Below are 14,597 nucleotides of genomic sequence, written 5' to 3' on the forward strand. Positions count from 1 at the left end.
CACTTACCGTTCGATCATACGGTTCCAGCGCTTGTTCCATTCCTGCCGGTTCTGGTTGATCGCATCCCAATCAAGGACCTTGGCGGTCTCCATGTTGGCCTTGAACGTCGAGAGCTTCGCGTTCGCCGCATCTGTGCCGGCCTTGGCGTTGACGTTTGACGGGATGATGTTGCCGTGATCGAGCGCCAGGCTCTGTGCCTCGGCCGAAAGCAGGTAGTGGGCGAGCTTCTGACTGAGTTCCGGTTCGCTGTTGTTGGCGATCACGCATTCGGTGACGGCGAGCACGACGGAGCCTTCCTTCGGCTGGGCGTATTCCACTGGAATGCCCTTGTCTTTGAGGTTGTTGACGGCTGTTGGGGTCAGCGGGAAGATCGCTGCCTCTCCGGTCTGCACCATTTCGGAGATCTTCGCCGAACTCGGGATGAACTCGATGACGTTCTTGCCGATCGTATCGGAGAACTTGTCGAAGCCCGGTTCAACGTTGGTCTCGTCGCCGCCCTGGATGCGGTTGAACATCAGGAAGGCGTGCAGGCCGAAGCTCGATGCGGAAGCCGACTGGAACACGACGGCGTTTTCGAATTTGGGATCGGCCATGTCCATCCACGAGGTCGGCGCCGGCCAGCCCTTCTCGTCGAAGAGCTTCTTGTTATAGGCAAGGCCGGTCATGCCCATGTCGACGCCGATCGCCATGTCGTCTTTCAGGCGGGCAGCCATCTGGATCTGGTCAAGCACCGGATCAGCAGCAATCTTCTGGCAGAGACCGCCGCCGATGGCGCGCACCATTACGCCATCGTCAAGCAGCATGACATGCATCTGCGGATTGTCCTTGGCGGCGGTTGCCTTGGCGAGGATGTCGGCGGAGGTACCGGGTACGACGACGACCTTGACGTCGTTCGCCTTTTCGAAAGGCGGCAGCACGTGCTCGGTATAGGCGCGTTCGAAGTTTCCGCCGTTCATGCCGATGTAGAGCGTCTTGGTTTCCGCCGAGGCAGAATTCTGCTGCATAACGAACGCCAGCAGTGCGAGGGCCGTGGTTTTGGTAAGCCGTTGGTCGATCATGGTATTCCCCTTTCTGTTTACAACGAGGCTGCAGTTTCGGCCGCCACCTTGCGGAAGCGGCCAATGGAAAAGGCGTCTATCGGCGTAGTGCTGCGGCCCTCGGTGACGAGTTCTGCGAGCACTTCGCCGACGGCGGGCGCGGTCTGAAAACCTGCGCCGCAGAAGCCAAAAGCGTGGAAGAGGCCTGATGTCGTCTCGCTCGGGCCGATCACCGGGTTGCCGTCGGGCATTTCCGCCTCGGTTCCAGACCAGAAGCGGATGACCTGGGCTTCAGCCAGATGCGGAAAGAGCGTGATTGCACGCTGCATGACGGAGGATGCAGCCGTCACCGACGGACGCGAATAGTCGGGATCTCCAAGGGGCAGGCCGCGACCGCCCCCCATGACGTAGTTGCCGCGCGCCACCTGCCGGCCATAGAAGCTGCCGCCCTGTTCACCCATGCTGACGGGCAAACGCAATGGCAGAGGTTCGGTGACCACCATCGAGGGATAGATACGTGTCAGCGGTACAGGCTCGTTGAAATTCGCGGCAAAGCGGTCGGACCAGGCACCGGCGCTGTTGACCAGTTGTTGGCAGCGGATCTCGATGCCGTCGCCGGCGAGGATCTCGAAACCGTTTCCGGTCGCAGCGACGTCGCGCACCGGCGTCTGCTCCAGTACCATCGCGCCGGCGCGCTCGGCGGCTCGTGCGAAGGCGGGCGCAACGAGACGCGGATTGGCGTGGCCGTCACCGGGGCAGAGCGACGCGCCGACCGCCTGGGCGGAAAGCCAGGGGAACCGGTGCGCCAACGCCGAACCGGCAACGAGCTCAAGCCCCAACCCATAGTCCCGAACCGTCTCGGCATAGGCTTCGAGCTTGGCAAAATCCTTTTCCGTGCGGGCGAGCTTCAGATGGCCGGAGCGCATGTACTCGGCATCGATGCCGACCATTGCCTTGAGTTGCGGCCAGATACCGTGTGCGCGCTGCGACAAAGGCAATTGTTCGGGGGCGCGGCCCTGCCGGCGCACGCCGCCATAGTTCACCCCGCTCGCCTGCGCGCCACAATAGCCCCTATCGATGAGGGCGACTGAAAGCCCCGCTTTACGCATGGCAAGTGCTGCGGAGCTGCCGACCAGCCCGCCGCCGATGATCGCGACGTCGACGGAGATGCGCCAGCTCATGACCGAGCCTCCGCTTCTACGGCAGCACCGAAACCAAGCGGGATCGGCTTGACCGGCGCCTGAGCGCGAAGGCGACCAACCTCACCGGGCGAAACGCCACAAAGCCCGCTCAAGAACTCGGTGGCAGCGGCGGAACACATGCGCCCCTGGCAACGTCCCATCCCGACCCGGCTCAGCGCCTTCAGGCGGTTGATCTCGCTGATGGAGCCGCTCGCAATGGCGCGGCGTCCTTCTGCAATGGTAATCTCCTCGCAACGACACAGCGTCGTCTCGTCCGGGACCGTCTCGAACCAATCAACCGGGAAGGGAAAGGCACGTTCGAGGATATCACGCTGCCGCAGGATCGCTTCGCGGGCCGCCACCAGGCGCGCTCCATCCGCTGATGCTTTCCCCGCATCCTCGAGCAGAGCGGCCGCGGCGAGCTCGCCCGAGACTTCCGCCGCATCGGCGCCGGCAATTCCGCTGCCGTCACCGCCAACGTATACGTTGGCCCGGCTAGTGCGCCCCATGGCGTCTCGCTCAGGCAGCCACACGCGATCGCGCTCGTCAAAACAGAAACGGCAGCCGGCAAGATCGGCAAGCTGGGTTTCTGGCCGAAGGGAAAAACCGTAGGCGAGCGCGTCGCAGGATACCGTCTCGACGACCTCACCTTTGCTTGCCCGCCGACGGAAGCGAAGACCCTCGACCTGGCCCGTCCCGAGGACCGCCTCCGGCCGCACGCCGTTGCGGATCTTCACGCCGGCCAGCTGGAGCTGGAGCCCGTAGAAAACACCAAGCCCGACGATGCGCGGCGCATGGATGGCAAGCGACAGCAAGTGTCGCTTCGACGTGATGGGTGCTGTGTCGAGCACCGCCTCCACGCACGCGCCGGCCTTCATATATTGCCAGGCAACGAGGTAGAGCAGCGGACCGGAGCCCATGAAGACGATGCGGTCACCAATTGTGCAGCCCTGGGCTTTCAGCGCCACTTGGGAGGCGCCGAGCGTGTAAACTCCAGGCGTCGTCCATCCCGGAAATGGCAGCACGCGATCGGTCGCGCCGGTGCACAGGATCAGTTGCGAAAAGCCGATCTGCCGATGCACGCCGGCCAAAAGGACATCGAGCTGATTGCCGCGCTCAGCCGCCGAAACATTCCAGACCAGCGTTTCGGGGCGATAGTCGATCGCAGGCAAGAGTGCCTCGAAAGCCTCGTGTAACCTTCTTGCCTTGCCAGCTTCCGAACCATAGCGACTGCGATAGGATCGACCGTCGTCGATCAGCGGGCGTCGATAGATCTGCCCGCCAGCGCGCAGACCTTCGTCAAGCACGATCGGCCTGAGACCTGCGCGCACGAGGCGCTCGGCGGCGCGTATGCCCGCCGGTCCGGCGCCAACGATGACGGGCTGCAACCGCTCAATCATGGGCCGTCTCCGACACCGCGCCGAGATCGGTGATGAAAGCCATGCCCGCGAGCAAGGCGGTGCTGCAGGCGCGGACGCGGCTGCCTTGCGCCGTCATCACATAACAATCCTGACAGGCGCCGATCAGGCAGAAGCCGGCCCGGTTCTCCCCGGTGAATTCGCTCTGTCTCAGGCGACCGCTGACCGAGAGTATCGCCGTCAGTACCGTGTCGCCGCGGCGCCCGGTTTGGGCCGTCCCGTTCAATGTGAAGGGCACGAGTGTCTCGTCCAGGCGGTAGCGCCGCCGGAGTAACGGGTTCATCGACATCGGATATCAGCCCTTGCCCACAAGCAGCCGGTCGAGACCGAACAGGCGATCGAGGATGATCATCGTAACGGTGGCAAGTGCAATCATGAGCGTCGAAACGGCCGCCATCATCGGATCGATGGATTCGCTCGCGTACATGTACATGCGGACCGGCAGCGTTACCGTCGACGGCGAGGTCACGAAGATCGACATGGTCAGCTCGTCAAAACTGTTGATGAAGGCGAGCAACCAGCCGCCGCTGACACCTGGCAGCATGAGCGGCATGGTGATCCGGCGAAACACCGTCCACTCCGCAGCCCCCAGCGTGCGCGCCGCATTTTCGGCGTTGCGGTCCATGCTGGTGAGTGACGCCAGGATCAGCCGCAGCGTATAGGGGGTGACGACGATCGCATGGGTGGCGACAAGCCAACCGAAGGACCCGCCCATGCCCATCAGCGAGAAGAGACGCAGGAAAGCGACGCCGAGGACCAGGTGCGGAATGATCAGTGGCGACAGGAAGAGCGCGTTCAGCGCCTCACGGCCGCGGAAATCGTAGCGGGTAATCGCCAGCGCCGCCGGAACCGCAAAAACGGTGGAGATGGTGGCTGATAGCAGGGCGAGCCTTACGCTGTTGCCGAAGGACGACATAAAGTCGGCATGATGGAAAACCGCCTTGAACCACCGTAGCGACAGCCCATTCCAGGGCATCGCCAGGGTGTTTTCCGGCGTGAAGGCCACGAGGCAGACGACCACCATCGGCGCCAGCATGAAGACGACGACAAGGCTATGGAATGCGAGAGCGATGGGTCCGTTTCTCTGCATGGCTTCAACCCAGCTTGCGCTTCGCCTGCCGCTCGATGAGGCGGTTATAGGCGAGCATGATGACGAGATTGGCGACAAGCACGATGATCGCGATGGTCGCACCGAGCGGCCAGTTCAGCTCGATCAGGAACTCGTCGTAGACAAGTGTTGCCGCCATTTTCAGCCGCCGGCCGCCAAGCAGGCCGGGGATGGCAAACGAGCTTGCCGAGAGTGCAAAGACGATGAGGCTGCCGGAGAGGATGCCGAGAGCCGCCTGCGGAAAGACGACGCGACGAAGGGCGGTGAAGCGCGAGGCGCCGAGGGTGAGCGCTGCCGCCTCGACCGTCGGGTCGAGTTTCTGCAGAACGGTCCAGACGGGGATGACCATGAACGGCAGCATGATATGGACGAGACCGATGACGATCGCCGTCTCGGTGTAGAGAAGCTGCACCGGGTCAAGGCCGACAATGGCAAGCGCGCTGTTTACAAAGCCGTTCTTGCCGAGCAGCATGCTCCAGCCGAAGGTGCGCACCACCACAGAAACAAGCAGCGGGCCGATGATCACGAGCAAGAAGATCGACCGCCAGGGCTTGCGCATGTTCGAGAGCACGTAGGCCTCCGGCACACCGATCGCCACCGTGATGACCGTCGTCAGAAGCGCAAGCCGCAATGTCCGCCAGAAGGTCGAGAGATAATATTCGTCCTGCAACACCGTGAGGTAGTTGGCGAAGGTGAAGTCGCTCTGGATCCCGCCGGTATAGTCATAGCTGTTGAAGGAGAGGATCACCGTCAACAGAAGCGGCAAGAGCACGAGGCCGATGAAGAACAGGGTGGTCGGCCCGGAAAGAGCCAAGGGCGCGAGCTGGCGCGGCTTGATGGCGGAGGTAGCGGCGCTCATCACTTGGCCGCTCCCGCCAGCACACGACAATCGGCACTCTGCCAGGCAAGCCCAACGGTTTCGCCTTCCATCGGCGGCGGCGCACCGAGATTGGGAACCGCAACGGCAAGAACGCCCGCCGGTGTCTCGGCGCTGACCAGCCATTGGCTCCCCATGAAATAGCGTGTCGTCACTTTGCCCTGGATCTGGCCCTCGCCCGGCTCGGTCAATCGGAGCTTTTCTGGGCGGATGAAGATCGAGACTTTGCCATCCGGCTCGCGGCGGTCGGTGTTGAAGCGGATCGGCGTGTTGTCGATGCAGATCGACGCACCCTTGCCGTTGAAGGACGAGGTCGCACACATGAAGTTGGACTTGCCGACGAAGGACGAGATGAAGTCGTTGCGGGGATGCTCATAGAGTTCGTAAGGCGTATCGACCTGGGTGATGCGCCCCTTCTCCATGACGACGACGCGATCGCTGATCGACAGCGCTTCAGCCTGATCATGGGTCACCATGATCGTCGTGATGCCGACGGTCTGCTGGATGCGGCGCAATTCGAACTGCATCTCTTCGCGAAGCTGCGCATCGAGGTTCGATAGCGGCTCGTCAAGCAAAAGCACCGGCGGATTGATGACAAGCGCCCGGGCAATCGCCACGCGCTGGCGCTGCCCGCCCGACATCTCGCGCGGGTAGCGATCGGCAAGCGCCGAGAGATGGACCAGCGACAGGATCTCCTTGATCCGTTTGTCGCGCTCCGGTTTTGCGACCTTGCGCATTTCGAGGCCGAAGGAAACATTCTGCGCCACGGTCATATGGGGGAAGAGCGCATAGCTCTGGAAGACTACGCCCAGTTCGCGTTGCGGCGGCGGCAAATGAGTGATGTCGCGCCCGCCCATGGTTATCGTGCCCGAGGAGGGACGCACGAGCCCGGTGATCATCTGCAGGGTCGTCGTCTTGCCGCAGCCCGAGGGCCCGAGCAGCGAGATAAACTCGCCCTTTTCGACCGCCAGATCGAAATCATGAACGGCCGCGACCGATCCATAAAACTTGGAGACCTTCTCAAGGTTCAGGAAACTCATGCTCATTCTCCCGTGGGTCGCTACCCCTGGGATCGCCTGCCCCATTTTTCTTGTCGGCGATCCCGGCGGCTGCGACACGTCGTCAACCATCGAACCTTCCTTCAGGCGTTGAGATCTCCGGCGTACGCGAGTGCACCGATAAAGGCACGGTTTCGCGCTCGGAATAGCCTCTCGGCTATTCACGTCTGGCACATCCACCCCTTGAAGAAGGCTTGCGTGAATTAACTCCAGGAAATTGACGAAAAACACAAATGCAATTTTCTATTTCGGAATTTTTTGTTAGAAAAATCCGATATACGGAATTACGCCACGCAGATTTTGAAAGATTTTCGCAAATGTCGGAATCAGAGAACGCCGGAAGCTCCAGCCTCACCAAGGCGATCCACATCCTGAAAGACCTCGCAGATAACGCGAGCGAGGGTGTGCGGGTCATCGATCTCGCGCGGAGGCTGAATCTCAGCCAGCCATCGGCGCATCGGCTATTGAAGACCCTGATTGCCGAAGGCCTCGTGGAGCAAATGCCAGAGGGGAAATCCTACCGCCTGTCGCTGGAGTTCTTCTCGATCGCCTCGCAGGCGCGCAGGCGAGAAGGCATCCTCGACATCGCCCGGCCGTCACTCTTGAGGCTGTCCGCCACCTTCAACGACACGGTCTTTCTGCTGGTGCGCAGCAATTTTGACGCAATCTGCCTCGACCGCGTCGAGGGTCCCTTCCCGATCCGCTCCTTTACCGGCGACATCGGTGGCAAGGTGCCGCTCGGCATCGGCCAGGGCAGCATCGCCATCCTCGCCCACCTGCCAGAGGAAGAACGCGAGGCGATCATCAAGTTTAATATGCCTCGCATCATGGACCGGGCGGCGATCGACGAGGTGGACCTGCGCATCAAGATCGAGGAGGTCAGGCGGATCGGCGCAGCCCAGATGAATTTCGAGATGATCGAGGGCATGGCTGGGCTCGGCGTGCCGGTTCTTGACCGCAACGGCATCGCCGTCGCCTCCTTGAGCATCGGCACGCTGGCATCGCGCCTGACGGAAACGCGAAGCGGCACGATCACCGATCTCTTGAAGGCAGAGGCGCAAGCGATCAGCAGTAAGCTCAATCCCTTCGACCCGACCCTACGTTATCCGGCCTCCGCCTTGCGGGCCGCGCAGAAGGGCTGAACCTTTAGGAACATGCGACTGAACTACGGGCGGTACCTGCTTTCCGGGGGCTCGCTGACTGTGATGGAAATTGCAAATATCACAGGCTTCGCGGACACAGCGCACTTCTCGCGTGAGTTTCGCAAAGCGTTCGGAGACACGCCGAGCGCGTTCCGCGCATCAGAACGCACCAACGAGCATCAACTGGTAGCTGAAACGGTTGGGCGCCGAGCTAATGCTTCAGGATCTGACCGAGAAACAGCTTGGTCCGCTCGTGTTTTGGATTGTCGAAGAAATCATCGGGCCTAGCCTCCTCGAGAATCTGTCCCGAGTTCATGAAGATTACGCGATCTGCGACGGCCCTGGCGAACCCCATCTCGTGCGTGACGCAGACCATCGTCATGCCGTCCTTTGCCAGGCTCGTCATGGTATCAAGGACTTCGGACACCATCTCGGGGTCGAGCGCGGATGTCGGTTCGTCAAACAGCATCACGGCCGGCTGCATGCAGAGCGAGCGCGCGATCGCGACGCGCTGCTGTTGGCCGCCGGAAAGCTGGATTGGAAACTTGTGGGCCTGTTCCGGGATGCGTACCCGATCGAGGAATGTGAGCGCCCTTGCCCGCGCCTCCGCTTCCGGCACGCCGTTGATCCACATCGGTCCGACCATGCAGTTCATCAGTACGGTCATGTGCGGGAAAAGGTTGAAGTGCTGGAACACCATGCCGACGTTGCGGCGCACGTCCGAGACATTGCGCATCTTCGGATGCAGGTTGATCCCGTTGACGACGATCTCACCTTCCTGGTGCGCTTCCAAGCGGTTGAAGCACCGGATCAAGGTAGATTTGCCGGATCCGGACGGACCGCAAATCACGATGCGTTCGCCCTTGCGGACCGTCAGGTTGATGTCGGTCAGCACCTGGAAGGCGCCGTACCACTTGGAAACATTTTTGACGTCGATGATGGTCTCGGCGCTCATCTGACCTTGCTCCTGGCATAGTGACGTTCGATGCGGGACTGGATCAGCTCGAGAACGATAGACATCGTCCAATAGAGCATGGCGGCTGATATGAGCATTTCCATATGCTGGAAGGTCTTCTGGCCAAGAGTTCGTGCGAGAAACATGAGTTCCCAGACACCGATGACGGAGACCAGCGAGCTGTCCTTCAGCATGGAAATGAACTGGTTACCGGTCGGAGGGATGATGACCGGCAGCGCCTGAGGCAGGATGACCTTGCGCATCGTCAGCCCGAAGCCGAAGCCGATAGAGCGCGACGCCTCCCACTGGCCACGGTCGATGCTCTGGATGCCGGAGCGGAAGATTTCCGTCATGTATGCGCCGTAGCAGAGCGAAAGTGCCAGAATACCGGCCGGCACCGCGTCGATGATGAAGCCGAGCTGCGGCAGCCCGAGATAGATCAGATAAACCTGCATCAACAGCGGCAGGCCGCGAAAGAAGGACGTGTAGAAGCTCGCAATCGCATAGGCGAAGCCGTTGGTCGAGAGCTTGGCCACGGCGCCGAGGATGGCGATCGCCGAGGCAATCACAATCGAGATCGCCGAAACATAGACCGTCGTCACCAGCCCTTGCGTGATGAGGAACGGCAACTTTTCCTCTATGAAGGGCAGGCTGAGATCGAAGGTCTGGAAGAAGGCGAGGAACAGCGCCAGCAATTCGAGCCAGACGACGACGATCTGGACCCTGAGGCTCGCAAAGCCGATCAGGACGATGTTGAGGCAGAAGAGCACCGCCACGACGAAGGCGGTCGCAAAGCGGCCGTAGAATCCGCTTTCGAGCGGCTCGCCGATCACTGGCCGCATCAGTTCGCCCATCGTTGTGCCGGTCAGACCGAAGGCCGTGAAGGCAATGAGGACGGCAGCGAACATGCTGGCCACGAACCATGGCTTGTGGACGAGTATTTCGGACTCGACAGTATCCGGATAAAGCATCTTTGGTCCCTTTGGACAACGTGCGGTCCGGCTGCCCGGACCGCCAGACATGGCTGCCTTACTTCACGACGGTGTAGTCGACGCCGTACCATTTCTCCGACAGCTTGCTCAGCGTGCCATCGTCCTGCATCGCCTTGATCGCTTCGGCGATCTTGTCGCTCAGCTCCTTGTCGCCGTGTTCGACAGCGACTGCGAGCGGTTCGTAAAAGACCGGGTCGCCAACCTGCTTGATCGGATAGCCGGCCTTGATTGCGTCGCGAATGCTGGGCAGCGACGATACGACTGCGTCGAGCCGCACACCGTCACCGAGGCGCAAATCATCGAATGCGGTCGTCGAATTGGCGTAGGACTTCACCTCCTTCGGCTTGAAGGTGTATTCGAAGGCAGGTGCGCCAGCAGCGTCGAGGGTCAGATCCTGTTTGGCATAGGCTTCGAAGGTGGACGTCGCCGTCGCACCAACGACCTTGTCGTCCAGATCGATCAGGCCGACCACAGGGCTGTCCTTGTGCACGGCCACGGCGGCCGGGGTGTAGTAGTAGACGGCCGGGAAATCGAAGACCTTGGCACGCTCCTTTGTCGGCGTCATCGAGCCGACATGCATGTCCCAGCGCCCCTGCCAGTTGCCGGCCGTGATGATGTCCCAGCCGGGAGTTACGAACTCGACACCGACACCCAACCGCTTGGCGAGTTCCTTGGCGACATCGACATCGAAGCCGTCCATCTCGTTCTTTTCGTTCATGAAGGACTGCGGCGCCCAGTTGGCGTCGGTCGCTACCTTCAGTGTCTTTGCATCGAGCGCGTGGTCGAGTACGGCACCGGCGTGGGCCGGAACGATCGCGAGCGACAAGGCAAACGATGCCGCCGCGGTGAGTTTTGCGAATGTGTTCATGTTGTCGTTCCCTTTGTCGTTCTGGTTTTTGACAGGGTCCTCTTCCTGCCATCGGGTTGATCTTGAGTTCTGAGCCCGCCATCCGTCTTCCGGCGATACGAGGTAGCGCGGCGCTGCCCCTTCCTAGAAAACGTGGAAGTCAGCGCTCTCCTTTTTCAGCCATCTCGTCGCGGACGCGCCGGGCCACGCGGAACGCTTCGACGCCTGCGGGAATGCCGCAGTAGATCGCGATCTGCACGAGTGCTGCGCGAAGCTCTTCGTCGGTCAAACCGTTGCGGATCGCCCCGCGAAAGTGGATGCCGAATTCGTGCATGCGGTTGAGCGCCGCAAGCATTCCGAGGTTCAGTAGGCTGCGGCTCCTCAGGTCGAGGCTTTCGTCCGTCCAGACGGTGCCCCAGCAATGTTCGTTCAACAGATCCTGAAACGGCCGCGAGAAGGCATCGCTGCTGCCGATTGCCCCATCGACATAGTCATCGCCAAGCACCTGGCGCCGGATGGCCTCTCCCCTTGCTCGCAGTGCTTCATCCATCGACCGTCTCCCCCTGGCTCATGAACTCGCCCATCAGCGTTGCCACGACGTCGGGCGCCTCGATCAAGATGGAATGGCGAAGGCCCGGCAGGATACGAAGCTCGGACCCGGGAATGCGCTCGTGCATGTAGCGCGCCATGCGCGGGTTGGAGCCGGCATCGTCTTCGCCGGTAGCAATCAGCGTTGGGCATCGGATCTGATCGAGAAAGCCGCCGAAATCCGTTTCCGCCAACACACGATAGGCTGCCGCGTAGCAGTCGGGATCGTTTTCGGCATCCCGCGCCCTTAGCCGTTGGATCACCTGCGGGTTGTTCTCCTGGAACTCTTCCGTCAGCCAGCGCGACAGCGAGGCATTGTGATGGTCGGCAGGCGTTCCGTCTCTGAGGGCGGCGAGGCGGTCGAGAACCCGCTCACGCTCGGCCGGCGTGCGGCCGGCGACGGTCGACAAGAGCGCCAGCCTGCGCAGACGTCCAAGGTGGGTCAGAGCGAGACGCTGGGCGATCAGGCCGCCCAGCGAAAAGCCTGCAAGATTGAAGGTCGGGAAGCCCGCTGCGTCGGCAAGCCCCAGCGTCTCGTTGACGAAGTCGTCGATCTCGTAGCGGCCCTTGACCCGGCTGGAGCGGCCATGACCACGAAGGTCGAATGTCAGGATCGTGAACCGGTCCTTCAAACGTTCGACCACGCCCGACCACGCTTCGAGATAGGAGCCGACGCCGTGGATGCAGACGAGCGGTTCGCCTTCTCCCTCGATGCGGTAGTTGAGCGTCACCTCTCCGACGGTATGGCGCTGAGCTCCTGCCATGTTCAGGCACCCACCGCGATACGCTTCTGTTCCTTCTCACGGGCCGCGAAGAAGGGCATGATTTCGCTGGCAAATAGCTCCAGCGTCCGCTTCTGCAGCTCGAACGGCAGATTGAAGGTCAGGCCCAAGCAATACTGGTCCACACCGGCGGCCTCATAGACCAACAGCTTCTCGATCGCTTCGTCCGGCGTGCCGAACATCAGGTTCTTGCGGATGTTGTCCGGATTGTAGTTGTCCTTGCCCTTGACCGCTTCGTAGGGCACTGCCTCGGGGAAGCCGTTGTGCACCGTGCCGATATTCTGCATGAGGTTTTCGAAGGCGCGGCCGTAGTCCATGCTGTGCTTGACGGCACGTTCCCACCCATCCGGCCGGTCATAGACGCAGGTGCGGCGCTGCATCATAAAGCGCGGGCGCGGCACCTCCGGATGATCGGCGACCGCCTTGCGAAATTTCTCGGAGAGCACGTGGATTTCGGCTTCCGGCGCGGAGAGCGGCGTCGATAGGATACTGGCGCCGTTTGCGATCGCCCAGTCGAAGGTTCCGGGATCGCGCGCCGCCACCCAGATGGGCGGGTGGGGTTGCTGCAGCGGCTTCGGCACTGCCGCCGTGACCGGAAACTTCCAGTATTGTCCCTCATGGGCATAGTCGCCGGACCAGAGCTTCTTCACGGCCGGCACGATCTCCTTCATGTAGGCCACCCCCTCCTGCTGCGGAATACCACCCGCCATACGGTCGAACTCGTACTGGTAGGAACCGCGCGCGATCCCGAACTCCAGGCGGCCATTGGTCAGGTGATCGCAGAGCGCCGACTCGCCGGCGAGCCGGATGGGATTCCAATAGGGCGCGACCAGAGTGGAGGTGCCGAGCCGGATGCGATCCGTGTGCTGCGCGAGCCAGACCAGCGTCTGGAACGGATTGGGGGAGATCGTGCATTCCAGCGTATGGTGTTCTGCAGTCCACAGCGTTTCGAAGCCGCCTTCGTCGGCAAGCCGTGCGAGTTGCAGCAAGTTGCTCTTGACCTGCTCCATCGGAATATCGGGGGAGAAGCGTTCCATCGTGAGGGAGACTGCGAACTTCATGTTTTCTGCCTTTCCTGTGCCGGTGCTTTTGCTGTCACTTCAGACGGATGACGAAGGGGTCCTGCATCGCGCCGGAGTAGTCGACGATGACGTTCTTCAACCGCGAGAACTCGTGCATGACCTCGAACCCGCCGCGCCGGCCGTAGCCGCTTTCCTTGAAGCCGCCGTTGGCAGACATGAAAGACGCGGAGCGGTAGGTGTTAATCCAGACGGTCCCGGCATCGATCCGGTTGGCGAACCGCAGCGCCCGGTCGATGTCCTTTGTCCAGATGCCGGAAGCCAAGCCGTATCGCGTATCGTTGGCGAGCCGGATCATCTCTTCCTCGTCGCGGAACGGCATGACGCCGACCACCGGACCGAAGAGTTCGTCGCGCATGAAGGTCATGTCGTTTTGCGCATCAACCATCACTGTCGGCTCGAAATACCAGCCCCCTGACGAAAGCCCTTGCCGCTGCGGACGCCGCCCGCCGGCGGCAACGCGCGCCCCTTCCTTGACGCCGGAGGCCACGTAGGATTCAACCTTGGAGAGCTGATCGGCGAGCGCGAGCGGACCGATGTCGGTGTCCTCGACCGCCGGGAGACCGACCCGTATGCGTTGCGTTCGGGCGACGAGCGCCTCAACGAAGCGATCGTAGATGCGCTCCTCGACGAAGCAGCGGGAGCCGGCAACGCAAGTCTGGCCAGCGGCTGCGAAGACCCCGGAGACGACGCCGTTGACCGCATGTTCGATGTCGACATCACCAAAGACGACGTGAGGCGACTTGCCGCCAAGCTCCATCGAGCACGGAACAAGGTTCTGCGCGGCGTTGCCGGCGATGCGCCGGCCGGTGGCCGTGCTGCCTGTGAAGACGTATTTCGCAACGCCAGGATGACGCGTCAGCGCCTCACCGGCGCTCTGGCCCGTACCCGTCACGACATTGACGACGCCGGCGGGAAAGCCCGCCTCGTGGATCAGTTCCGCAAGCGCCAAGGTCGAGGCGGTCGCGTGTTCCGAGGGCTTGATGACGACCGTATTGCCGATTGCAAGGCACGGTGCCAGCGTGCCGGTCAGAAGCATCAACGGCGAATTCCACGGCGTGATCATGCCGACGACGCCCAAGGGCTCGCGCAGGTTGAAGTTCAGCGTATCGAGACGATTGATTGGAATGGTCTCGCCCTGCAGCTTGTCGGCCATGCCCGCGAAATAGTGATAGCTGTCTGGCATCGAGCGCATCTGCGCCCGGGTTTCCTTGAGAAGCTTGCCGTTGTCGCGCGTCTCGATCTCCGCCAGCCTATCGGCATTGGCGCGAACAAGTTCGGCGAGACGGCGCATCAGCGCGCCGCGATCGGTCTGCGTCATCCGGCGCCAGGCCGGGTCGCGGAAGGCGGCGGCGGCAGCAACGACGGCTGCCCCGACATCGTCCGCACCTGCTTCAGCAAAATGATACCAGGGCTCGCCCGTCGTCGGGTCAAAACTGGCGATGTAGTTGCCGTTCTTCGGTGCCACGAACTGCCCGCCGATGAACAGCAACTGGCGCGAACCCTCGATGGAACTGACCGTCGTCTTCATT

General features: G+C 61.8%; 15 protein-coding genes. 1 reads left to right on the plus strand and 14 read right to left on the minus strand.

Annotated features, from left to right (window positions below; all coding sequences use genetic code 11):
• Positions 1-3 precede the first annotated feature (3 nt).
• The 7 genes from IB262_RS25865 to IB262_RS25895 are packed head-to-tail and all read right to left on the minus strand — an operon-like array spanning position 4 to position 6,662.
• Positions 4-1,059 carry an ABC transporter substrate-binding protein gene (locus tag IB262_RS25865; protein WP_060519060.1) on the minus strand — a complete coding sequence of 352 codons (1,056 nt, stop codon included), beginning with the start codon at positions 1,057-1,059 and terminating at the stop codon, positions 4-6.
• A gap of 17 nt (positions 1,060-1,076) precedes the next feature.
• On the minus strand, positions 1,077-2,219 hold the full coding sequence (locus IB262_RS25870; RefSeq protein WP_110819683.1) for an FAD-dependent oxidoreductase: 1,143 nt from the start codon (positions 2,217-2,219) through the stop codon (positions 1,077-1,079).
• Positions 2,216-3,619: an NAD(P)/FAD-dependent oxidoreductase gene (locus IB262_RS25875; protein ID WP_192493975.1), complete on the minus strand. Its 1,404-nt coding sequence runs from the start codon at positions 3,617-3,619 to the stop codon at positions 2,216-2,218. The genes IB262_RS25870 and IB262_RS25875 overlap by 4 nt, the downstream gene beginning before the upstream one ends.
• Positions 3,612-3,926: a (2Fe-2S)-binding protein gene (locus IB262_RS25880; protein ID WP_060519053.1), complete on the minus strand. Its 315-nt coding sequence runs from the start codon at positions 3,924-3,926 to the stop codon at positions 3,612-3,614. Before IB262_RS25880 ends, IB262_RS25875 begins: the two co-directional genes overlap by 8 nt.
• A gap of 6 nt (positions 3,927-3,932) precedes the next feature.
• Positions 3,933-4,727, minus strand: a complete 795-nt coding sequence (locus tag IB262_RS25885) for an ABC transporter permease (protein ID WP_060519051.1) — start codon at positions 4,725-4,727, stop codon at positions 3,933-3,935.
• A 4-nt stretch (positions 4,728-4,731) separates the two neighbouring features.
• Positions 4,732-5,604, minus strand: coding sequence for an ABC transporter permease (locus IB262_RS25890; RefSeq protein WP_060519049.1), 873 nt, complete (start codon positions 5,602-5,604; stop codon positions 4,732-4,734).
• Positions 5,604-6,662, minus strand: a complete 1,059-nt coding sequence (locus IB262_RS25895; protein ID WP_060519047.1) for an ABC transporter ATP-binding protein — start codon at positions 6,660-6,662, stop codon at positions 5,604-5,606. The genes IB262_RS25890 and IB262_RS25895 overlap by 1 nt, the downstream gene beginning before the upstream one ends.
• A gap of 335 nt (positions 6,663-6,997) precedes the next feature.
• Between IB262_RS25895 and IB262_RS25900 the strand changes: the two genes are divergently transcribed.
• Entirely contained in the window at positions 6,998-7,822 is an 825-nt protein-coding gene (locus IB262_RS25900; protein ID WP_060519046.1) for an IclR family transcriptional regulator, read from the plus strand.
• A gap of 211 nt (positions 7,823-8,033) precedes the next feature.
• On the opposite strand, the gene IB262_RS25910 is transcribed toward IB262_RS25900, so the two are convergent.
• The 7 genes from IB262_RS25910 to IB262_RS25940 all read right to left on the minus strand — a co-directional run bounded on the left by IB262_RS25910 (position 8,034) and on the right by IB262_RS25940 (position 14,596).
• Positions 8,034-8,777 (minus strand): amino acid ABC transporter ATP-binding protein, encoded by a 744-nt coding sequence (locus IB262_RS25910; protein WP_034799947.1) that lies wholly within the window; start codon positions 8,775-8,777, stop codon positions 8,034-8,036.
• Positions 8,774-9,748: an amino acid ABC transporter permease gene (locus tag IB262_RS25915; RefSeq protein WP_034799945.1), complete on the minus strand. Its 975-nt coding sequence runs from the start codon at positions 9,746-9,748 to the stop codon at positions 8,774-8,776. The genes IB262_RS25910 and IB262_RS25915 overlap by 4 nt, the downstream gene beginning before the upstream one ends.
• A gap of 58 nt (positions 9,749-9,806) precedes the next feature.
• Positions 9,807-10,637 (minus strand): transporter substrate-binding domain-containing protein, encoded by an 831-nt coding sequence (locus IB262_RS25920; RefSeq protein ID WP_110819684.1) that lies wholly within the window; start codon positions 10,635-10,637, stop codon positions 9,807-9,809.
• A gap of 139 nt (positions 10,638-10,776) precedes the next feature.
• A complete protein-coding gene (locus tag IB262_RS25925) occupies positions 10,777-11,166 on the minus strand; it encodes a carboxymuconolactone decarboxylase family protein (protein WP_110819685.1) in 390 nt (129 codons plus the stop codon).
• Positions 11,159-11,968 carry an alpha/beta fold hydrolase gene (locus tag IB262_RS25930; RefSeq protein ID WP_034799940.1) on the minus strand — a complete coding sequence of 270 codons (810 nt, stop codon included), beginning with the start codon at positions 11,966-11,968 and terminating at the stop codon, positions 11,159-11,161. The genes IB262_RS25925 and IB262_RS25930 overlap by 8 nt, the downstream gene beginning before the upstream one ends.
• Positions 11,969-11,970: 2 nt before the next feature.
• Positions 11,971-13,047 (minus strand): LLM class flavin-dependent oxidoreductase, encoded by a 1,077-nt coding sequence (locus IB262_RS25935; protein ID WP_060519041.1) that lies wholly within the window; start codon positions 13,045-13,047, stop codon positions 11,971-11,973.
• A 34-nt stretch (positions 13,048-13,081) separates the two neighbouring features.
• Complete coding sequence (locus IB262_RS25940) at positions 13,082-14,596, minus strand: aldehyde dehydrogenase (RefSeq protein WP_060607908.1); 1,515 nt, start codon at positions 14,594-14,596, stop codon at positions 13,082-13,084.
• Between the last annotated feature and the right edge of the window lies 1 nt (position 14,597).

The sequence above is a fragment of the Ensifer sp. ENS02 genome, from assembly GCF_014851885.1.
GTDB classification, from domain to species: Bacteria; Pseudomonadota; Alphaproteobacteria; order Rhizobiales; family Rhizobiaceae; genus Ensifer; species Ensifer adhaerens.